Raw genomic sequence first — 18,181 nt, 5'->3', positions numbered from 1 at the left:
TGAACTGAGCGAGCGTTTGCGAATAAGAGGGCGTGCACCGCCTGCAGGTCATGGTTTATCACGGCATAAAACATAGGGGGTGAACGAGCATATGGAGGCTGCACAAGTGCACCAATCCACATTCTTTACCGATAAGCCAAAGGCCGAAGTGGTAGCAGAATGGGCAAAGAAACATCCGGACTGCACGATCGAGAACGCACGGTTATACGGCGGCACGGTCATCATTAGTTACTACAAGAATTCTGAAATGGAAGCGGCCCGTCTGGCCAGCCTTAACAAGGGCGGCATTCGAGTTGGGAAGATGGAGGGTTTTCGTGCTGAGTAAAGAGGAGGCAGCGGGTATCCAGCTGTAAGGTTCGACTCGGCAGGCCATTGCAAAGTGTGGGTCCTTCTGGAACCCTATAGGTCTGCGGGTGCGTATGAGCCCGAAATCTGGCTAGGCACAATTTTAAAATTTAACTTCCGCTTCCGATGTGGGGCCGGAGGAACGGAATGGATATGAAATTTAGCTTCGAATTAATGCCCTGAAATTGAACCTGCGTATTTTCATCGCAGAAGCGAAACAAGGGGTGTGACGATGGCGAAAGCAAAAGCGGAAGGAATCGCACAGCATAAACAAGTAGTTCAAACTGGCGAACTGGCCGCGATCGTAGGCAAATCTGACCGTTGGATACGGCAATTAACGAGTGATGGCGTGTTGAAGCAGGTCGGGCGCGGAAAATATTTGCTCGGTGAGGCAGTCAAAGCATACATCGAGCACGCATCTGGCGGCGCTACAGAGGACAATCGGCCGCGCCTGAACGACGAGCGGGCGCAGCTGACGCAGATAAAGAGGCAAATGGCGGAGTTGGATTTAGCGGTGATGCGCGGGGAATTGCATCGGGCCGAGGATGTTAAGGCGGTCATGAACGATATGCTCAATTCAATACGTTCTCGCTTGCTTGCTCTGCCTATGGCTATCGGTCCGCACGCGGTTCATGTCCATGATTTGGCTGTCATGACGGACATGCTGACAGAAGAAATTCGATTATGCCTGACAGCGCTGGCGGAATATATTCCGGAGTAGCAATCACAGACAGGTACTGGAAAATTTGATGGGGTACAACTTCCCCATATTGAGAGGTGTCAGGACTTTGAATAGAACAACTCAAGCAGAGCAACAACGGATCCAAGAACTCGACATGATCAAAAACACTGAAAATGCAGAAATGATTGAGGCTGCCAAGCGTGACGGCAGGACCGCTGGTCAAGTGGCTCATGAAATTCTGTTGAACCGAGCAAAAGAAGGGGAATCCGTGCAAGCGATCGTAGATGCGATGAATGCCGGCCGCAAGCAAGAGACCGGTCCGTTATCTAACGCCGATCGATCAGGGCGTCAAGTAGGCAGCTCAGACGTGGACATGATAGCCGCGGCCATGAACAAAAATAGAGACAAATTCCAATAAGGGAGTGATTGCAGATGTTCGGTAAAAACAACGATTTGAACCAGGTCGTAATGGAGTTTTTGGACAAGGAAAGAGAACGGAAGCGTAAAATCGATACGAAGATTGCGGAGCTCGAGCAAAGCAGCCGAGGTATTCAAGCAAAGATAACTGAGCAGACCAGCATCATGGTCGAATATGAATTAAGCGAAAATGAGGCTGAGGTCGACAATTGTCGAAGGGTGATTCGTGAGCTTCGGACGTCTTTGGCTGAAACTGAGGATTGGATTGCCGGCTATATGAGACAGTTGGAAATCAATCCTTCTCGGGAAAAAGAAATCTCCCGGATACGAGAAGTGGCGGCAAAAATCAATAAAGAACGCTTGGATCGAATCCCCAAGATTCAGACCGAACGAAATAAATTGGACCAGCAAGTGAAGGAGCTGGAGCGGCGTATTGAACAGGTGAAACAAGAGTACCAGGAAGCCAATATAGATAGGGAGGTACCAGTCCTTACAAAGATTTTGCCATTGATTGAACCTCGCTTGGCAAAGCCGGGTACTGCGTATTATGATACAGAATCATTCCTGCGCGGCTGGATTCAAGGACAGAGCTCGGAAGAATATTTCGATACCAATCTCAGATATTGACTACACTCTCAGAGTTGGCCCCTTTCAAAATCGATAGGGGCCCTACTTAATCCGAGGATGAAAACTCAATGCCAGGGCGGATTAGGGAGGGAAGTCTACTTATATCGCTGCTCCTAGACATGCTATAGTAGCAATCTCAGGATGACTTCGAGCGACGGTTCCAGCCGATGCTCCAGCAGCAAAGATGGGTGACGATGGCATGATGACCTATAAGACAGTGCAGGGAGATTCTTTGAATGGGATTGCCTTCCGGTTATTGGGCAGCTCGCCGAAGAAAAGAATGTGGCCAAGGGTCAAGCATTTGCGAAAGCCAGCGATTTCCTCAGGTTGTTCTATTCGAACGGCATCCAGCCGGAGCAGTACACGGTTGCTCAATGCATGGTTCGCAATTTTTACAAGCAGATGCGGATAGTATCGCGAATGGATGCTTTCGGAGAATCGCCCTACTGCGACATTGCCGGATATGGTTTGCTTGGAGCATCAAATGACAAAAGAAAGCCGCTTAGCGTATTTTGAACACGCAAGCGGCTTTTAGGTATCTCCCATCTTCCATAGTAACAGATAAGTCAGAATGGGCTTGTATTTTTTCGCCGGAACTCAAAATTGTACCGTTCTGCAAAACGGTCACAGCTTTTTGAAAGAAGACGGCATTGTCGAAATCGGCAGAGGTACGCAGTATGTAACCGCTAGTGTACATGTCCTGAACTCCCTATCCCATTAGCTTTTTGAGTACGGAATTTAATGTTTCTTGCTTTCTTTTTTCCTCTTCCATCCTTGCCCGTACTAATCTCTGAATCAGATCATCTGGTTTGGGTGGAGTAGGAATAGCCGATTTATCTGCTGGCATTTCGGAGCGGAACGGCAGCCTCGGCAGTTTCGATTCGAGTCTAGGCGGTACCGGACTAGGAACATTTTTGGCCGAAAGCCCCAATAGTTGCTTATTGATAGGCGGGCCATAAAATGCTATTAACTCTCTTTCTTTACTATCTCTTAGGCTGGACGAGGGCTCAAATGAAACGGTGAAATGTTTGACGTGCTGCCGGATTCTTGAGTCCTCGCTATTCAAATGTTCGCCGATTCGCCGCTTTAAATCGTCTGATTGGCCAACATAGAGAACATCATATTTACCGTTCAGACGTTTCTCGCTTAAGAGCATGTACAAACCTGCCGACTCTGGTAGCAACTTCTTCGAAAATGGTGCAAAAAATAATGGTTCGCTAAAAGTAACATTCATTGACTTGTTCACCTCCTTCCTATACCTTTATGTGATATTTTACCATAAAATAATCAACATGTAGAGAAGAGTTTTTCGACAAGCCACAAGATGTAGTTTTGGTCGAATTCGGAAGACGGAAACCTCGATAATCTGGAGTTTCCGACGCGTAAATGATTCTACCATCAAGAACAGGTGGGTTTTGAGCCCGATATTGGCCTCTTGAATCTATTCAAACGGTGCAAACGAGTACATTTTGACAAGATGATGAAGTTTACCATAACAGGGTTAATTCCACCGGAAACGTACCTTATTCGGAGTTTCTTCCACCGGAAACTATCATTTAACGATGTTTCAACCGGAATAAACGGGGAAAGGAAAGGAAAGGAAAGGAAAGAGAAAGGAAATTAAATAAAACATTAATGCTCATTCGATAAGTGATAGGAGCGAACTGAAGAACATGGAGGCAACCTGTGCTGGATTTGTATATGTGTTAGCCTTATTTGTACACAACAATCCCTATTTATGGTAATGTTAGTTGGGATGACATATTCAACCAGGAGGAATCAATGAGGAAACTTTCTATCGTCATGATTGTACTTGTACTTTTTATTATTACTGCTTGTAACACTAGAGATAAAACTCTCGATAAGGATACCGCTAAATTAAAACAGGAATATGAAGCAACAAAACAAGAAATAATCAAGTTACAAGATGAGAATTTAAAAAATTATAAAAAGGCTACAGGTGTAAATTTAATACACCGAGATATAGAATTCGACATTGAGAACAGTATTGGAAAAAAATTTATCATACAGGGTAAAGCTTCATTAAGTAAATATTATAATTATGGCTATAAAAACTTAGAAAAAGATGCTTTTAGTATCAAAATTACTCCATATGATAATTCGGAAGCTTGGTATGTATACGTAGCAAGGGATAATGAGAATGGTCAAAAATTGTTTAATAAATTAAAAGATATTCCTGATTTAGACTTAATAGGGGTAGCTACGATATCAAAAGCATATTACCAAAAAGGGCAGGGAAATATGGCTGTTTTACTTGAATATGTTTAACTATCGCATAGATTAACTTTAAGGTATAAAAGTCAGTCAGGTGACACAGGTTTATGGGTCCTTCCTTAGAGAGTTTTGCCTGCGGGTGCGTATGAGCGCGAAATATAGCTAGATTTTATTTTGAAAATTTACTTTCCCTTTCGCTTTGCCGGATAACTGGCAGGGCGATTTTAATTTACCGCTTCATCTAATGCGATAAACTTCATTTACTTTTGAGAATGAGCGAAAAGCGAAAGTGAGGTGGGTTAAATTGGCGAAACCAAAATCGCATGCCGAGCAGCTGCAAATCAAGGGAGTATCAACCTCTGAACTCGCCGCAATCGTTGGCAAAACGCCTCAATGGATACGCCAGCTGAAGTGGGACAAGGCCCTGAACTTGTCGGGAGAGTAAAATAATGAGTTCGTCGCTTCAGTAACATTTTAGATTGGATCCCAATTTGCCTGTGGATTAGAGATATACCTGTGATTAGTACGTATGTTCCGATTGAAATTATTTACAATATAAGTGATTATCTAAATAGGGAAAATATGTCGAAAAATACGGGATATTGACTATTTAGGAGAGATTTTTTTGAATTCTATATTCAGATTGAATCACAGATTAAGAGAGTATTTGAATTTTGATTCTTTAAGAAGGTACTTAAGGTCATCTCCGTTGAATTCATCTGGAACAAAACCTGAACTTATACAAAGGATTGAAGAGGGGATTTCATCGGGGGAGTTAGATAAAAATGATTTTGAATCATTTCTAGCGAATGAAATTAGATATGGTCATAATCGTACTTTATATTGCACAAGGATTAATCCAGCTTCCCTATTTAAAGTAAAAAATAGTAAACTAATTAAACAGGCCATGATGACGGCTGGCTTGTCGGAATGCCAAATCATAAATAATATTCACTTTACACCGGACTCTGATGAGCCAGTTTTAGTCCATTTTGAAAAGTCGGAAATTGAAAATGGGGTTCAAAGAGTAATAATGTGCTTTGCGTCCATGGTAATGATCAGTAAAATAACTGATGAAAATGAATCCATACAAGTCGAAGATACAGATTATGTTTGGATTACAATCGATGTTCCACAGGGGCAATTAACTATATCAGTAAGGCCGAGAAGTAACACTAATGAAACATCTACTAGGTCGTATCAAGTTTTCGAAATCTATACATCGTATTTGACTGAGGTTTTCTCTTTGAGGTATCTTTCAAACGACGAAATGAAAAACACCCTGTATAATATATTTAGAGAGCTGACCACAAAAGCAGAGAAACCATACGTTGAGAAAGTAGAGCCTTTACTATCGGAAATATCTGATTTAAGTGATAGGTACGCTACTTTTTTAGGGTTGCCAAGTAGCAACAATCCTGTGAACTTGCCTTTTAGAATTCGCAGACTTTTAGAGAGGGCCTTAATTCAAAACGATTTTTTCAACTTTAAAGGGTACTCAGAGGGGAAGATAGGAACCGTTGAGAAATTCTTTTATTCAGATGATACTGGCGCTCGTGTAAACGCTTCGGCAAATGATGGTGAAGGAATCGAAGTTTGTGATATATATTTTGATACAAGAGAGACAATTGACGACCAAAAGACCTTTAATAAGCTCTGGATCAATTGGTTTATTCCTGGAGCTTCAGTTGGAAAAAAGACATATACAAAGTTGGAAGCGACCACAAAATATTTTGTGATACATTTTTATAGTTATCATTCAGAGGTGGAACAAGAATATGTATTTTCCTCCATTGAGACGTTTAGGGCAGTACCAAATTAGCGGTATGGCTATCGACTTGCTTGATGATTGGCTTGCTATTCAAAGGAAAGCGGTCCTTGCCAATCTATCTCCAATTAAATTTTCAATACAAACTGAAGTAGATACAGATTTAGCAATTGATATGTTCGCATTGGCATCATTAGAAGAAATAGGTGTACTACGGGCAGTGTACAAGGTTATATGTCCACATTGTGATAGACATAATGGATCATATAGTTCACTATCGGTTGTTCCAAACAATGTTTGCTGCAAAGATTGTGAAAGAATTTTTAATCCACACGACCGATTGGAGTATGTTGAGATTTTTTTTGAAAGAACTCTAGAGCCGAATGAACCATTGGTAAATGCCCCTATAAAAAAGTATGAAATGACTAATTCGGGAAATGCGCAAAGCCTTCGGGTATCTGATGTTGTAAAAAAGCCTAGTAGTGCTCGAAGGCATCTATTTACTTCATTAGATAATCGATATGAGGCAGCACAATGAGAAAATATATGGTCGGTATAATTGGGTTAATTCTTTTGGTTGTAGTAATTAGCACAAGTAATGCACTAATCGTGGCTTATGCAAAAGCGAACAAAGATTGGGTAGGCTCGTTAATTGGGTCATTAGGTAATATAATAGGGGGAGTTCTCGGAGGGTTCATCGCATATTTTGTTGCAAAGTATCAGATTGACGAGGCAAGGGCGCGCGACCTTCAACAGGAACGTGCAGAAGCGAATAATGTAGCTGTGATACTGAAGGAAGAATTAAAAAATAATTCAATGACGCTGGAATCTATCGTTGATAGCGGTGAGTTAGACCCGTCTTTAATAAAGTATAACCTTACAAGAGAAGCATGGATGTTTTTCTCATCAAAATTCGTACATAAACTTGATGAGGTTCTTTTTATAAGTTTGAATACTCTCTATAGGAAGATACAATTGTTTCAAACGATGCCACACGATGAAATACAAAGCGATATTTCTATTGACCAAATAAAAAGATTGAAATTTCAATGTGATGACTGCACTAGAAAACTTGATGAATTTATTAGAGCAAACAAATAACCCCACTGCTCCGAGTAGTGGGGTTATTATTTTTTCAATAAAAGAAAACCATATGTGTTTATATTGGAACCCGCAAACAAATTTATGGAGGGGCTGTATACTCGATGTTCAGAAGATTATTTGCAGATACATTATGTCTTGCTTTGATATTAACTGCTGTACCGTTGTTTTACGCAGATGGCGAGGCTGCTCCCGCCGTGTTCTTGGACGGCAAGAAGCTTGAATTTGAAGTGGAGCATAGGATAGTTGACGGTAGACGCTTGTGCCGCTTCGGAAGATATCTGAATCACTTGGCGCTACGGTAGCTTGGGAACAAGAATCTAAGACGGTAACAGCTACGAAAGATACAACTGAAATCGTTTATACGGTTGGGCATGATTATTACACAAAGAATGGAAAAGCAAACCCAATAGTGGTTACTGGACATGTAAAAGACGGATCGACGCTTGTACCTCTCCGCTTAGTAGGGGAATCTCTCGGGGCTACAGTCGGATGGGAAGGATCCTCCAAGACCATTACTATCAGCTCGGCAGGATTCCGGTAAGGCTTCATTCTATAAAGGTGATCCAGAGTACTGCCGAAGCTCGATCGAGACGGTGACAGCATTGCTTGTGAGAAATAATATATGCCCATTAAACGGGCAGGATAGTTTAAACAATACGACGAAATACTCTCAACATAGGTAGTTCCACGAAAGAACTGGAAGAAAGAGGTGTTTGCAATCCGAATCCATATCATCGGCGGCTCAGGAAGCGGTAAATCCTATATTGCGGCGTTGTTGAGCGATAAGCTCCGGATCCCGCATTATGATCTAGACGATATTTTCTGGGATCATCAATCCAACGAATATGGCGTAAAGGCACCGGAGGATGAGCGTGACCGCCGGCTCAGAGAAATCATCGGTCTCGATTCGTGGATCGCAGAAGGCGTATACAGGTCGTGGGTAGGGCCGAGTTTTGCCGCTGCAGATAAGATCGTCGTACTGATGACGCCGTTGTCCGTTCAGGAGGAACGAATCTGGAAGCGTTATGAAGAGCGCATTGCGGGCATCGTCCCAAGCAAGAAGCGCGAGACGCTTGAAGGCATCCACAACTTGTTGGCATGGAATAAAGACTACAATCTGACGAAGCTACCCAACTTGATCGACCATTGGGAAGATAAGGACAAAATGATCCTCGTTCGCAATAATTTGGATCTTCTTGAACTTCAATTGATGTGACTTGGTTTTTCTTGTTAAGCTAACGGGTACATTAGCTCAATAAAACTTGAAACGGCAGCCGGCCAGAACAACCGGCTGCCGTTTCTCAACTACTATGAAAGAACGGATTAACTTTCACTCTCTGTGGTGCTGCGCTTTGTGCAGCATGGATGGCTAACGGGCAGATTAGTTTAATGAAAAGGGAAATTTGAAATGGAACTAGAATTACTAATCAACTGTAAAAAAGGGTAAAAGAGCATAGACATTGATATAAGGGGAAAATGAATGATTGAATATCGTGGAATAAAAATTTTGTTTGAAAATGGATACATTCGGACAAATGGACTGTATAAATTGATTGATAAAGAATTCATGATATCTATTAAAAAAATGTTACAAGATGAGTATATCGAGCTAATCAGATACTTAATTAATTACGTAATTGATTCTAAGCCAACAATTACGCCTGACCAAACCATTGCATACCATTCTTGGCTGGTGAAATGTTGTGTACTTTCTGAACTTTATTATGAGATAAGGGAAGTTCAAAGTAATGGTGAAGGTTTTGTAGAAGGTGCCGACTATGCAATTAAAGTAGTTCAAGAACAAAAACAATTATGTCAGAAGTACGGGGCAACGCCTATATTTCCGATATTTAATCAAATGATTGTTATTTCTAAAGGTGTGTATGAAGGACTAGCGGTCGAAGCATTGAGATATCCTTCACCAGAGCATATGTCGGGATGGTGGCTTACAACTGACCTGTATGACGATAACGTGGAATCTTTGATGACGGTCCATTATCACCATGTAGCATTTATGAGGCCAGAGATAATCAAATATTTCGCTTTACCTTATGGATATAGATTTTATATATCAGAAAAAGAACAAGATATTTGGTTCGATGAAAATGCTTTGGTCGATTAAGCTAACGGGTACATTAGCTCAATAGATACACGACGGCAGCCCGCCAGAACGATCGGCTGCCGTTTCTCAACTAACGGGCAGTTTTGCATGGTAGCAGCTTGGTGGGGTCAAGTTATGTTTTTTATTTTTGATTTAAGGTAATCACCTAGTATTTGACAAAAACTCAATTGTGGTGTAAAAATTAAGTAATATAATTATATATAACTTTGCGGTGATGAAGAGAGTAAGCATAACGAATACTCCAGAGAGCTGATGGTTGGTGTGAATCAGTGTAGGGATTATGTTGAAGTGGGCTTCTGAGCATCCAAACCGAAAATTCATTGAGTAGGCTTTGGCGAAAGTCTCGTCGTTACAAGAGACGCGCATTCAAACATAGTGCATGTTTCGATGCGTTAGAGTGAGTCCGAATTTATATTTGGGCTAATTAAGGTGGTATCACGGGGTATTCTCGTCCTTTCAAGGATGAGAATACCCCTTTTTGTTATATTCTGAGGAGGGATAACATGACAACTGAAATTGTTCTAACAGGTATTAAGCCCACTGGTAAAGTCCATTTAGGGAACTACATCGCTGCAATAAAACCTGCACTTCAAATCGCAAAAGATAGTGATTGCATCGCACTTTACTTTATTGCTGACTATCACGCATTAACATTTATTCAGAACAGAGACGAGTTCAATGATCTGTCTTATGGTATTGCAGCAACATGGTTGGCATTAGGGCTAGATCCAGATAGAGTAATTTTTTATAGACAATCTGATGTTCCAGAGATATTTGAACTTAATTGGATACTTTCTTGTCTGACATCCAAGGGATTAATGAATCGTGCTCATGCGTATAAAGCAATTATTGATAATAATCAGCACCTGGGATTGGACACGGACACGGGAGTTAATATGGGCTTGTTCACATACCCGATTTTAATGACAGCGGATATATTATTATTTCAATCTGACAAAGTTCCAGTTGGTAAGGACCAGATTCAACATGTTGAAATAGCAAGAGATATCGCTGATGGCTTCAACAGGAACTATGGAGACACATTCAAATTGCCTAATTATATTGTGGATGAAAACACGTATGTAATTCCTGGGCTTGATGGTAGAAAAATGAGTAAGAGCTATAGTAATACGATACCTCTTTTTGAAACAGCTGATGACCTAAAAAAGCTAATAAACAAAATTAAAACAGATTCTATACCTCCTAACGAGCCAAAAGATCCGGAGACATCTAATGTGTTTTTATTGTACAAAGAATTTGCTAACCCAAGCCAAATTCAAGTATTGAGGGATAAATATCAAAAAGGTATTAGTTGGGGAGAAGCAAAGCAAGAACTATTCCAGGTCATGAATGATTATTTAGAAGAACCGCGAAAAAGATACAATGAGTTAATGGCATCACCAGAAATAATTGACAGCATCCTGTTTGAAGGAGCAAAGAAAGCAAGAGCTTTAGCTGCGCCTCTGCTTGAGAATGTAAAAACGAAGATAGGACGCTATAAATAGTTAGACCTTTTGATATAGAAGTCAACTGATTATTGAATGGCTAAGTCTGTTCAACTAACGGGCACGATAGTTAAATTAACCGCCTCATATCAAGGCGGTTTTTTCGTTATTGTTTAAATCACAAATTCAACAAACGCCGGCGATCGGAGCATACCATTACGTGTCCAATTCCGTATTTTAACGCGAGCTTTTATTCTGGGATCCAGTTACACCAAATCCTTTTCCTCTTGAGTCACAAGCGACTTACAGACACCGTAAAAGGCCATCTTATGCCGCGGCGTGACACCCAGCTCGATTATGCCAGCGGGCCGCAAACGGCCGTCCTTACCGGTCATAGACGCCAACCAACCGAATTCACTTTTGCGATAACCGGTTATATAAACGTCCTCGTATTGCCAATTGATTATTTTAAGCCACGCCTCCGAGCGCCTGCTTACGTAGGTGCTATTTTGGAGTTTGGCAACAATGCCCTCCATCTTACGGTCGCGTATAACGGCAAATAAGTCCACGCCGCGTCCCGGAACTGACATCACTTGGGAATAGTGATCATTTTGACCGAGATCTGAAGTAAGTACAGACTTACGTTTGGTCAGTGGGAGCCGACGCAAATCTCGGTCGTCATGTTGCAGAATGTCGAAGCAAAAGAAAGTAACCGGTAGCCGCAGCATGGCTGCCTGAATTCTGTCGGCCCTTGTAATCTTGGAACGTTCCTGCATCAATTCGAAATCCACTTGGCCGGTCGCTAGATCGACCACGGCGCCTTCGCCGTCCAGTATTCCGTCGTCGTCCATCGGTACGTCCCATAGCTCAGGATAGAGGCGTGTTACCTCGTTACCGTGGCGCGTGAATATTCGTGTTGTGCCGGCAGCTCGGACGATCTGCAGGCGGTGTCCGTCAATTTTTGGTTCGAAAACGTATCGCTCATCATTGAATGCTGCCGGCGCCGTCTCAAGAAGCATTGGAGAAATGAACATGAAAACACCTCTACGTCAATTATAGAGCTAGGCTATCCGGCACAGAGGCGGTAAGTGTTGGGAACATCAAAGTTCTTAGCCTTTAATTTAAATCATCTGTGGTTTCGCGAAGCGCGGTACGGGGGCTATCGGGCAGATGAACATAGAAAAATCTGTTCAGTTAAAGCAAACATCTGTAGATCCCAATTTTCAATTAGTTATCATGAAGGAGTCATAATTCTATTGTCGAACTCCTTGTATGAAAAAACAATAGTCAGGGGTTGATGAAAAATGGAACACCATTATTTAGGATTTGGTGGAGAACATTATGTAATTTCACGATTATTCGCTGAATGCTATGAAGCTTCAAAATTATCAGTAGATTTTGGGTTCGACGTTTTACTTAGTAATCAATATCGTTTTACTATTGGAACTGATGACCGATTGAAGACTCAAGCAATACAGGTTAAGACAAGGAATGTAGGAGAGGATGATTATTTAGAAAACGAAGAATTTAATGGCGCAATTAGAAAAAAAACAATAAAAAAATTCTTAATTAAAACACAGGATTTAGAATTGATAACAAATAGTGAAAATGGCTTCTTAGTTTGTCTCTTTTATGAGAAAAATGATATTGAGTATAACGTACTTGGACTTTTCTGGCTATCAGCAAGTCATTTACGACAGTTAATTGATATGGCGTACATTAGAATCAATGCAGATGATAACAGTAAACATGAAATTACTGCAGAACTTAAGTTTAACTCGTCCGTTAATCATTTGGCACAATTTTGTTTGGATGAATTAAACGCTCAAATAGGACCCCATTCAAATATTCAAGAACTAAGAAATATAATAAATAATTCTTTAATTATTCCTAATAATTCAGCCTTTAGAAAATCAACAGTAGCTTTAAAAAATAGTGAAGGAGTAAGTTTACAACTAAACAGAAGTTTAACTGTCCTTAAAGAGTTAGTTAATGAACATCCTTTACAAATAGAATATGACCCAACTGACATATATATTGATTTAGACCCAACTTTTGAAGCTATTAGTAGGAGAAAATTTGAGAGAGAATACACTTGAATGGCTTGAAAAGTGAAAATTACATTTTGAGAAATCATTGAGCTAACGAGGAACGATAGTTCAATGATTTCTATTTTAAGGCCAGCTATGCACAGCCAACTCGTAGCGGATATCCGCGACCATCCCGGCTATAAGACCAACCTCAGGCACTTACCGTATCAGATATTTTCAGGAAAGAGCGCCTTGTTTCCTTAACGAAACAGGTGCTCTTTATATTTGAAAGGAGGACGTACAAAACCATGTATGACATGTAGCTATGTCTTTTTGATCATGATATAATATTTTCCATGTTATTGGTTGACAGGGCTTATGGCCTTGGGGCTTGTATCAGGACAGATTTCCACCTTGTGCGCAGCGCTCTTAATCCCCTTGATAATTGGAATATTGACTCTGCTGAAATTCTTCAGTATGAAGTTAGCTACACCAAAAAACAAGGAGGGGATGCCTATGGAAAAGAAAGCATCTAATATGAGATTGATGTGGTCGGCGTTTTTCGATGTCATCGGGAATATGACCGCTAACATGACTGCGGGGCCTGTCCTGTCCCTGTGAGCCAATAACTGGATCAAATCATTATTCTTGTGAAAACATGATGTCTCCGTTTTGCTATCATCAGATTAAGCCCTATCCTCGAGCTAGGGCTTTTTTTAACGGCAGGAAAAAGATACCTATTGTCGAAATATGATGACGGGGGGTGTCTAATGGGGACATTGGATAATTTATTGAGCGGCTTTATTGGCGCTTCTATCGGTGCAGCCGCAAGCATTTTAGGTGGTATATGGGCTGCAAAGATGAACATAAAAGCGCAAAATATTGCTCTTACTAAACAAGATGAAGAACGAAAGAAAATAAAAATTGAGGCACTTCGGGTTAGCTCAAAAGTAGTGCGATCGGAAATAATGGCCTCAGTTATTGAGAGCATTCGTGCATCTAGCGGCGGAGCAAGGGGGCTTGCAATAGGAAGTGCATACACGGAACATTTCAAAAATCTGATTGAACTTTTGTCAGCAGACGATTTAGCTTTACTTTACAAAATATATGGTCATATTGAAAGGTTGAAGCTTGATTTTTACAATTATGATTCGAACAGTGCATTTAATTCATTAGGAAGAAACTCCATCGAATTTTTAAAAGAACTTTTTGGAGAAAAGTATAAAGACATATTAAACGCTAATCTTGGCGCATCTGAAATGATCGAAGCAATGAAAAAGGAATACCGTGAGCTTATGATTAAACTAGAAGGTTTCTAGCCTCCGCCTCTACGGTGCTTTTTCTTTGACGAAAAATGGTGCCCAATCGGTACCCAACTTTAAAAACTTGAGGTGTGAAGTGGATTGTCGAAGAAGACGGAATCCTTATGTATAAAGGGATATGTAAAAAAATCGGGCCCCGTCTTTCGACGAGACCCTTTCATGGGAGAGGAGAAACCGGACGAAGAGCTTATGGGGAAACGTAAGTCTTCTCCGCGGTTGTCTACGACATCCTTCGATGCCGATGATATAAGCATTGCCGTTTATGGATGATTTATACATGGCCTGCGATTTTTTTGTGAAAAAGTTTCCGGTTGTGGTACCATAGAGCATACAACCGATAGGATAAAGGTGGAGCAGAAGTGAGGGTCATATCAGGAACGGCCAAGGGAAGGCCGTTAAAGGCGGTTCCCGGCACCGGTACGCGTCCGACGACCGACAAGGTCAAGGAGGCGATTTTTAGCATGATCGGGCCGTATTTCAGCGGCGGATGGGTGCTCGATCTGTTCGCCGGAACAGGCGGTCTGGGGATTGAAGCGCTGAGCCGCGGGATGGATCGCGCCATTTTTATCGACATGGAGAAAAAAAGCGTTGAAGTGGTTAACGACAATTTGCGCGCGACAAATCTGCAGGAGCGGGCCGAAGTGTTCCGCAACGAAGCCGGCCGGGCCGTGAAAGCGCTGGCGAAGCGGAAGGCGCGCTTCGAGCTTGTATTCCTCGATCCGCCCTACCGGCTGAAAATCGCGGAGGATCTGATGCGATCGCTACAAGAATTAGCCCTGCTTGATGACCGGGCAACGATCGTCGTCGAGCATGACGCGGAGCACCGCTACGAGGAGGAAGTCGGCGACTGCGTATGCATCCGGCGCGCCGAGTACGGGGAAACCGTGATTTCGATTTACCGTTACGAGCCGAAGGCGGATAACGATCTTTCATCAACACAAGGACAGGAGCTGGATCAACCATGAACGGCAACACGCGCACGCCTACCGTGGCGGTATGTCCGGGGAGCTTCGACCCCGTGACGTTCGGGCATCTTGATATTATTCAGCGTGCTTCGAAAGTATTTGACAAGGTCATCGTTGCAGTCCTACATAATGTAAGCAAAAATCCGCTGTTCAGCGTCGAGGAGAGGCGAGAGCTGCTGCTCGAAGTGACGAAGGACATGCCTAACGTCGAAGTCGACAGTTTTGACGACCTGCTTATCAATTATATGAACGCCAAAAAAGCCCACGTCATCGTTAAAGGACTGCGGGCCGTTTCGGACTTCGAATACGAGCTGCAAATGGCGGCGCTCAACCGGAAGATGAGCGACAGCATCGAGACGTTCTTCATGATGTCGAGTACGCAATACTCCTACTTAAGCTCAAGCATCGTAAAGCAAATTGCAAGATTCGACGGGCCGATCAACGATCTCGTACCCGAGGTCGTCGAGAAGGCGATGCGCACGAAATATACGAAGCTGCAAGGAATTTAACCGAATGCTACGGGAGTCGGCTGCTCCGCCAGAACCATCCGATCATGACGGATAACAGGATGAATGCCGCAAGCATGATGGCGGCAATCATGCCGGACTGCAGCACGGACCGCCAGACAAGGGAACTTGCGTTCGGGACCGCATTCCCGGGCAAAGCGGCGGACGCCGAATCGAAAGCGGCGAGCACGGGAGCCGACCGGGCGGTCAGCCACCCAAGCGGCTGCCATAGGAGGAACGTCAGCACGAAAGCGAACGCCGCATGCAGGAGGCGGGCCGTTACAAAGCTTCGGTACCGGATATCGGTTCCGCCAATCAGGCTCTTGACCTGCGCATGAAGGGATAAGCCGCTCCAGCCTAAAGCTGCGCTGATACAAGCTGCAGTGAGCAAGGCGGAAGCTGGAAGCTGGCTGATGGCAAAGGCGCCGATGTGGGGCTCCAGCAGCCCGGGCAGCAGCGCCCGTACAGGGGGAAGAGCCGCGAGTGCGGGCCACAGCTGCGAGAGCATGCGGTTCAGCACGGAGAATACCATGACGAACCCGCCGATAACGAGCAGCGTTTGTGTGGACGCGTATACGGCGTCGCCGAGCAGCTTGCCGAATGCGCGTCCGTCGCTGCTGCGAGCGGCTTGCGTCGCGGCTAATGCTCTCGCCGCAAGGCCGCGCCCGTGCCGGTTAGCTCCGCGCTTTGCGACATTGCCCGAAGCATGGGGCTCCGGGCTCGCCGAAGCGCCGGGTTCGCCGCCGCGCGGCGCGAACAGCCTCACGGCGAGGCCGGCCAGCAGCGCCGCCGCGTAATGCACGAGTGCCAGCCTCACGCCGGCTTCCGCCTGCTGCAGAAACCCCGCACCGATGATCGTGATCATCGTGACGGGGCTGCACAGGTGCGTCAGCGCGAGCAGGCGCTCTGCTTCGTCGCGGCTGACGACGCCTTGCCGGCGAAGCTTCGCCGCCATATCGGCGCCGGCCGGATAGCCGGCGAACATGCCGGCGGCAAGCGACCAGCCGCCGATACCCGGAATGCGGAATACAAGCCGCATAAGCGGGTCCAGCAGCGTGCCGAGACCATGTACGAAGCCGAGTCCGAGCAGAAGCTCGGTCACGATCAGGAAGGGCATCAGCGCAGGGAAAACATAGGTCCACCAGAGCGTTAAACCCTGGAGGGACGATTGAAATGCCTGATCTGGATAAACAATAATCAGGATGACCAATATGGCCGCAAACAGACCGAGAATAACGGTCGTATGACGATCGTTTGACGATATAGCGGGAGCAGACATGCCGTCACCTCTTTTTCGCATATAGTAAACCGTTGGCTGAGAAGGAGTTGTTCGAAGCGCCGAACAGGCTTTGCCGGTTCGGTACAAGTTTACGCGGGGAACGGGGCGAATAGACCAAGCCTGCCGACCGGCGGTCACGGAAGGGGAACTATCCCATGGGGAAGCAGCACGACCATCAGATCAGGGAGCCGTATGAACGGCAGTCCGGCGATGCCAACCGGATCCGGCTAAGCCCGAGAACCGTTTCGCGGTTCGCCATTGCGTTTTTGGTGGGGATAATCGTTTTTTACGCGCTATTCATGATTCCGGTGCCGTTCTATATTTACCAGCCGGGCAGCGCGGAAGATGTCGGTCCGATGGTATCGGTCAAGCAGGAGGATCCGCCGGAGAAAGGACAGTTTCTGCTGACAACCGTCGGAGCGTTCGAAGCGAACGTCATCAGTTTGCTGTTCGCCCAGTTCAATGGAAACATGGAAATCCGCAAGAAGACGGAAGTGCTGCAAAAGGGCGAATCCATGCACGATTACTCGCAGCGCCAGGAAATCGTCATGCTGACTTCGCAGAGCGACGCCATACAAGCCGCCTATAAGAAAGCCGGCGTTCCCTACCGCATTCAAAGCGACGGCGTCGTCATCATGCGGACAATTCCGGGAATGCCTGCGGCCAGTATGCTGGAAGCGGGAGATGCGATCGAAGCCGTCGACGGCAAGCCGGTTAAGAAGCTGACCGATTTGAGCGAATATTTGCAAACCAAAAAGGAAGGCGATACCGTCAAGCTAACGTATAAAAGAGGGGATGTATCGGCTTCGGCGGAGCTGCCCTTGGCCGTATTGTCGAACGATGGCGGTAAAAAGCGGGTCGGGATCGGCGTCGAAACGGGAGAGCTGCGGTCGATAAAGGCGGAGCAGGAGGGACAGCAGGTGACGGTTCATACGTCCGATATCGGGGGGCCGTCGGCGGGGCTCATGTTTTCGCTGGAAATCATGGATCGGCTGAGTGCGGAGGATCTCACGAAGGGATACAGAATCGCTGGAACCGGCACGATCGAACCGGAAAAGGGCAAAGTAGGCGTTATCGGCGGCATCCGGCATAAAGTTGTGGCGGCCGACAGGGAAGGGGCGGAAATCTTCTTCGCGCCGAAGGATTATCAATATCCGAACGGCGGTCCCGTCATCCCTAATGCATCGGATGCTAGCGATCAGGCCAAAAAAATAAAGTCGAAGATGAAGGTGGTTTCCGTGGATACGATCGACGACGCGCTCGATTATTTGGCGAAGCTGCCCGTCAAGCAGGCGGCGTCGCCTGCTTCGACCAAATAAACGTGCGATACCGCG

Annotated in this window: 22 protein-coding genes and 1 other annotated feature; of the genes, 19 read left to right on the top strand and 3 right to left on the bottom strand. The window is 44.6% G+C overall.

All coding sequences use genetic code 11. The annotated features are described in order from the left end of the window. Positions 1 to 91 precede the first annotated feature (91 nt). The 4 genes from ACKGJP_RS22505 (at position 92) to ACKGJP_RS22490 (ending at position 2,071) form a co-directional block, all read left to right on the top strand. The gene (locus ACKGJP_RS22505) at positions 92 to 325 is read left to right on the top strand and encodes a hypothetical protein (protein WP_409341037.1); all 234 of its coding nucleotides are present in this window, start codon (positions 92 to 94) and stop codon (positions 323 to 325) included. A 252-nt stretch (positions 326 to 577) separates the two neighbouring features. Continuing rightward, positions 578 to 1,066 carry a type IV toxin-antitoxin system AbiEi family antitoxin domain-containing protein gene (locus ACKGJP_RS22500; RefSeq protein ID WP_409341036.1) on the top strand — a complete coding sequence of 163 codons (489 nt, stop codon included), beginning with the start codon at positions 578 to 580 and terminating at the stop codon, positions 1,064 to 1,066. A 67-nt stretch (positions 1,067 to 1,133) separates the two neighbouring features. After that, complete coding sequence (locus ACKGJP_RS22495; protein ID WP_409341035.1) at positions 1,134 to 1,445, top strand: hypothetical protein; 312 nt, start codon at positions 1,134 to 1,136, stop codon at positions 1,443 to 1,445. Between the two features lie 14 nt (positions 1,446 to 1,459). Beyond that, positions 1,460 to 2,071: a hypothetical protein gene (locus ACKGJP_RS22490; protein ID WP_409341034.1), complete on the top strand. Its 612-nt coding sequence runs from the start codon at positions 1,460 to 1,462 to the stop codon at positions 2,069 to 2,071. 709 nt (positions 2,072 to 2,780) lie between these two features. Here the strand turns inward: ACKGJP_RS22490 and ACKGJP_RS22485 are convergent. Continuing rightward, entirely contained in the window at positions 2,781 to 3,305 is a 525-nt protein-coding gene (locus ACKGJP_RS22485; protein WP_409341033.1) for a GIY-YIG nuclease family protein, read from the bottom strand. A 548-nt stretch (positions 3,306 to 3,853) separates the two neighbouring features. On the opposite strand from ACKGJP_RS22485, the gene ACKGJP_RS22480 reads away from it, so the two are divergent. The 10 genes from ACKGJP_RS22480 (at position 3,854) to ACKGJP_RS22435 (ending at position 10,805) form a co-directional block, all read left to right on the top strand. Beyond that, positions 3,854 to 4,360 (top strand): hypothetical protein, encoded by a 507-nt coding sequence (locus ACKGJP_RS22480; protein ID WP_409341032.1) that lies wholly within the window; start codon positions 3,854 to 3,856, stop codon positions 4,358 to 4,360. Between the two features lie 250 nt (positions 4,361 to 4,610). Further along, positions 4,611 to 4,751, top strand: a complete 141-nt coding sequence (locus tag ACKGJP_RS22475; protein WP_409341031.1) for a hypothetical protein — start codon at positions 4,611 to 4,613, stop codon at positions 4,749 to 4,751. A 180-nt stretch (positions 4,752 to 4,931) separates the two neighbouring features. After that, positions 4,932 to 6,128, top strand: coding sequence for a hypothetical protein (locus tag ACKGJP_RS22470; protein WP_409341030.1), 1,197 nt, complete (start codon positions 4,932 to 4,934; stop codon positions 6,126 to 6,128). Further along, positions 6,085 to 6,612, top strand: a complete 528-nt coding sequence (locus ACKGJP_RS22465; RefSeq protein ID WP_409341029.1) for a hypothetical protein — start codon at positions 6,085 to 6,087, stop codon at positions 6,610 to 6,612. Before ACKGJP_RS22470 ends, ACKGJP_RS22465 begins: the two co-directional genes overlap by 44 nt. Next, positions 6,609 to 7,175 carry a hypothetical protein gene (locus ACKGJP_RS22460; protein ID WP_409341028.1) on the top strand — a complete coding sequence of 189 codons (567 nt, stop codon included), beginning with the start codon at positions 6,609 to 6,611 and terminating at the stop codon, positions 7,173 to 7,175. Before ACKGJP_RS22465 ends, ACKGJP_RS22460 begins: the two co-directional genes overlap by 4 nt. Positions 7,176 to 7,437: 262 nt before the next feature. Then, positions 7,438 to 7,719, top strand: a complete 282-nt coding sequence (locus ACKGJP_RS22455) for a copper amine oxidase N-terminal domain-containing protein (RefSeq protein WP_409341027.1) — start codon at positions 7,438 to 7,440, stop codon at positions 7,717 to 7,719. Between the two features lie 30 nt (positions 7,720 to 7,749). Then, a complete protein-coding gene (locus ACKGJP_RS22450; RefSeq protein ID WP_409347232.1) occupies positions 7,750 to 7,797 on the top strand; it encodes an excalibur calcium-binding domain-containing protein in 48 nt (15 codons plus the stop codon). 90 nt (positions 7,798 to 7,887) lie between these two features. Beyond that, positions 7,888 to 8,394 carry a DNA topology modulation protein FlaR gene (locus ACKGJP_RS22445; protein ID WP_409341026.1) on the top strand — a complete coding sequence of 169 codons (507 nt, stop codon included), beginning with the start codon at positions 7,888 to 7,890 and terminating at the stop codon, positions 8,392 to 8,394. Between the two features lie 264 nt (positions 8,395 to 8,658). Continuing rightward, positions 8,659 to 9,300 (top strand): hypothetical protein, encoded by a 642-nt coding sequence (locus ACKGJP_RS22440; protein ID WP_409341025.1) that lies wholly within the window; start codon positions 8,659 to 8,661, stop codon positions 9,298 to 9,300. Positions 9,301 to 9,502: 202 nt separating this feature from the next. Next, positions 9,503 to 9,759: a binding site (T-box leader), on the top strand. Between the two features lie 44 nt (positions 9,760 to 9,803). Continuing rightward, on the top strand, positions 9,804 to 10,805 hold the full coding sequence (locus ACKGJP_RS22435; protein WP_409341024.1) for a tryptophan--tRNA ligase: 1,002 nt from the start codon (positions 9,804 to 9,806) through the stop codon (positions 10,803 to 10,805). A gap of 206 nt (positions 10,806 to 11,011) precedes the next feature. On the opposite strand, the gene ACKGJP_RS22430 is transcribed toward ACKGJP_RS22435, so the two are convergent. Further along, entirely contained in the window at positions 11,012 to 11,779 is a 768-nt protein-coding gene (locus tag ACKGJP_RS22430; protein WP_409341023.1) for an ATP-dependent DNA ligase, read from the bottom strand. Between the two features lie 270 nt (positions 11,780 to 12,049). On the opposite strand from ACKGJP_RS22430, the gene ACKGJP_RS22425 reads away from it, so the two are divergent. The 4 genes from ACKGJP_RS22425 to coaD all read left to right on the top strand — a co-directional run bounded on the left by ACKGJP_RS22425 (position 12,050) and on the right by coaD (position 15,571). Then, positions 12,050 to 12,844: a hypothetical protein gene (locus ACKGJP_RS22425; protein WP_409341022.1), complete on the top strand. Its 795-nt coding sequence runs from the start codon at positions 12,050 to 12,052 to the stop codon at positions 12,842 to 12,844. A gap of 701 nt (positions 12,845 to 13,545) precedes the next feature. Further along, a complete protein-coding gene (locus ACKGJP_RS22420; RefSeq protein WP_409341021.1) occupies positions 13,546 to 14,094 on the top strand; it encodes a hypothetical protein in 549 nt (182 codons plus the stop codon). A gap of 362 nt (positions 14,095 to 14,456) precedes the next feature. After that, positions 14,457 to 15,062: a 16S rRNA (guanine(966)-N(2))-methyltransferase RsmD gene (gene rsmD, locus ACKGJP_RS22415; RefSeq protein ID WP_409341020.1), complete on the top strand. Its 606-nt coding sequence runs from the start codon at positions 14,457 to 14,459 to the stop codon at positions 15,060 to 15,062. Next, complete coding sequence (gene coaD, locus ACKGJP_RS22410) at positions 15,059 to 15,571, top strand: pantetheine-phosphate adenylyltransferase (RefSeq protein ID WP_409341019.1); 513 nt, start codon at positions 15,059 to 15,061, stop codon at positions 15,569 to 15,571. Before rsmD ends, coaD begins: the two co-directional genes overlap by 4 nt. A 7-nt stretch (positions 15,572 to 15,578) precedes the next feature. Here the strand turns inward: coaD and ACKGJP_RS22405 are convergent, their stop codons facing one another. Then, positions 15,579 to 16,847: a nucleoside recognition domain-containing protein gene (locus tag ACKGJP_RS22405; RefSeq protein WP_409341018.1), complete on the bottom strand. Its 1,269-nt coding sequence runs from the start codon at positions 16,845 to 16,847 to the stop codon at positions 15,579 to 15,581. Between the two features lie 155 nt (positions 16,848 to 17,002). On the opposite strand from ACKGJP_RS22405, the gene ACKGJP_RS22400 reads away from it, so the two are divergent. After that, positions 17,003 to 18,166 (top strand): SepM family pheromone-processing serine protease, encoded by a 1,164-nt coding sequence (locus tag ACKGJP_RS22400; RefSeq protein ID WP_409341017.1) that lies wholly within the window; start codon positions 17,003 to 17,005, stop codon positions 18,164 to 18,166. Positions 18,167 to 18,181: the final 15 nt, after the last annotated feature.

It is taken from the genome of Paenibacillus litoralis (genome assembly GCF_046244365.1).
Taxonomy (GTDB): Bacteria; Bacillota; Bacilli; order Paenibacillales; family NBRC-103111; genus Paenibacillus_V.
Note: the sequence above shows the minus strand (reverse complement) of the source record. Positions and strands in the feature narration are given on the sequence as shown.

Coding starts and splice junctions, on each gene's coding strand:
- ACKGJP_RS22505 (WP_409341037.1), top strand. CDS start 92: ATGGAGGCTGCACAAGTGCACCAATCCACATTCTTTACCGATAAGCCA.
- ACKGJP_RS22500 (WP_409341036.1), top strand. CDS start 578: ATGGCGAAAGCAAAAGCGGAAGGAATCGCACAGCATAAACAAGTAGTT.
- ACKGJP_RS22490 (WP_409341034.1), top strand. CDS start 1,460: ATGTTCGGTAAAAACAACGATTTGAACCAGGTCGTAATGGAGTTTTTG.
- ACKGJP_RS22485 (WP_409341033.1), bottom strand. CDS start 3,305: ATGAATGTTACTTTTAGCGAACCATTATTTTTTGCACCATTTTCGAAG.
- ACKGJP_RS22480 (WP_409341032.1), top strand. CDS start 3,854: ATGAGGAAACTTTCTATCGTCATGATTGTACTTGTACTTTTTATTATT.
- ACKGJP_RS22465 (WP_409341029.1), top strand. CDS start 6,085: ATGTATTTTCCTCCATTGAGACGTTTAGGGCAGTACCAAATTAGCGGT.
- ACKGJP_RS22460 (WP_409341028.1), top strand. CDS start 6,609: ATGAGAAAATATATGGTCGGTATAATTGGGTTAATTCTTTTGGTTGTA.
- ACKGJP_RS22440 (WP_409341025.1), top strand. CDS start 8,659: ATGATTGAATATCGTGGAATAAAAATTTTGTTTGAAAATGGATACATT.
- ACKGJP_RS22435 (WP_409341024.1), top strand. CDS start 9,804: ATGACAACTGAAATTGTTCTAACAGGTATTAAGCCCACTGGTAAAGTC.
- ACKGJP_RS22430 (WP_409341023.1), bottom strand. CDS start 11,779: ATGTTCATTTCTCCAATGCTTCTTGAGACGGCGCCGGCAGCATTCAAT.
- ACKGJP_RS22425 (WP_409341022.1), top strand. CDS start 12,050: ATGGAACACCATTATTTAGGATTTGGTGGAGAACATTATGTAATTTCA.
- ACKGJP_RS22420 (WP_409341021.1), top strand. CDS start 13,546: ATGGGGACATTGGATAATTTATTGAGCGGCTTTATTGGCGCTTCTATC.
- coaD (WP_409341019.1), top strand. CDS start 15,059: ATGAACGGCAACACGCGCACGCCTACCGTGGCGGTATGTCCGGGGAGC.
- ACKGJP_RS22405 (WP_409341018.1), bottom strand. CDS start 16,847: ATGTCTGCTCCCGCTATATCGTCAAACGATCGTCATACGACCGTTATT.
- ACKGJP_RS22400 (WP_409341017.1), top strand. CDS start 17,003: ATGGGGAAGCAGCACGACCATCAGATCAGGGAGCCGTATGAACGGCAG.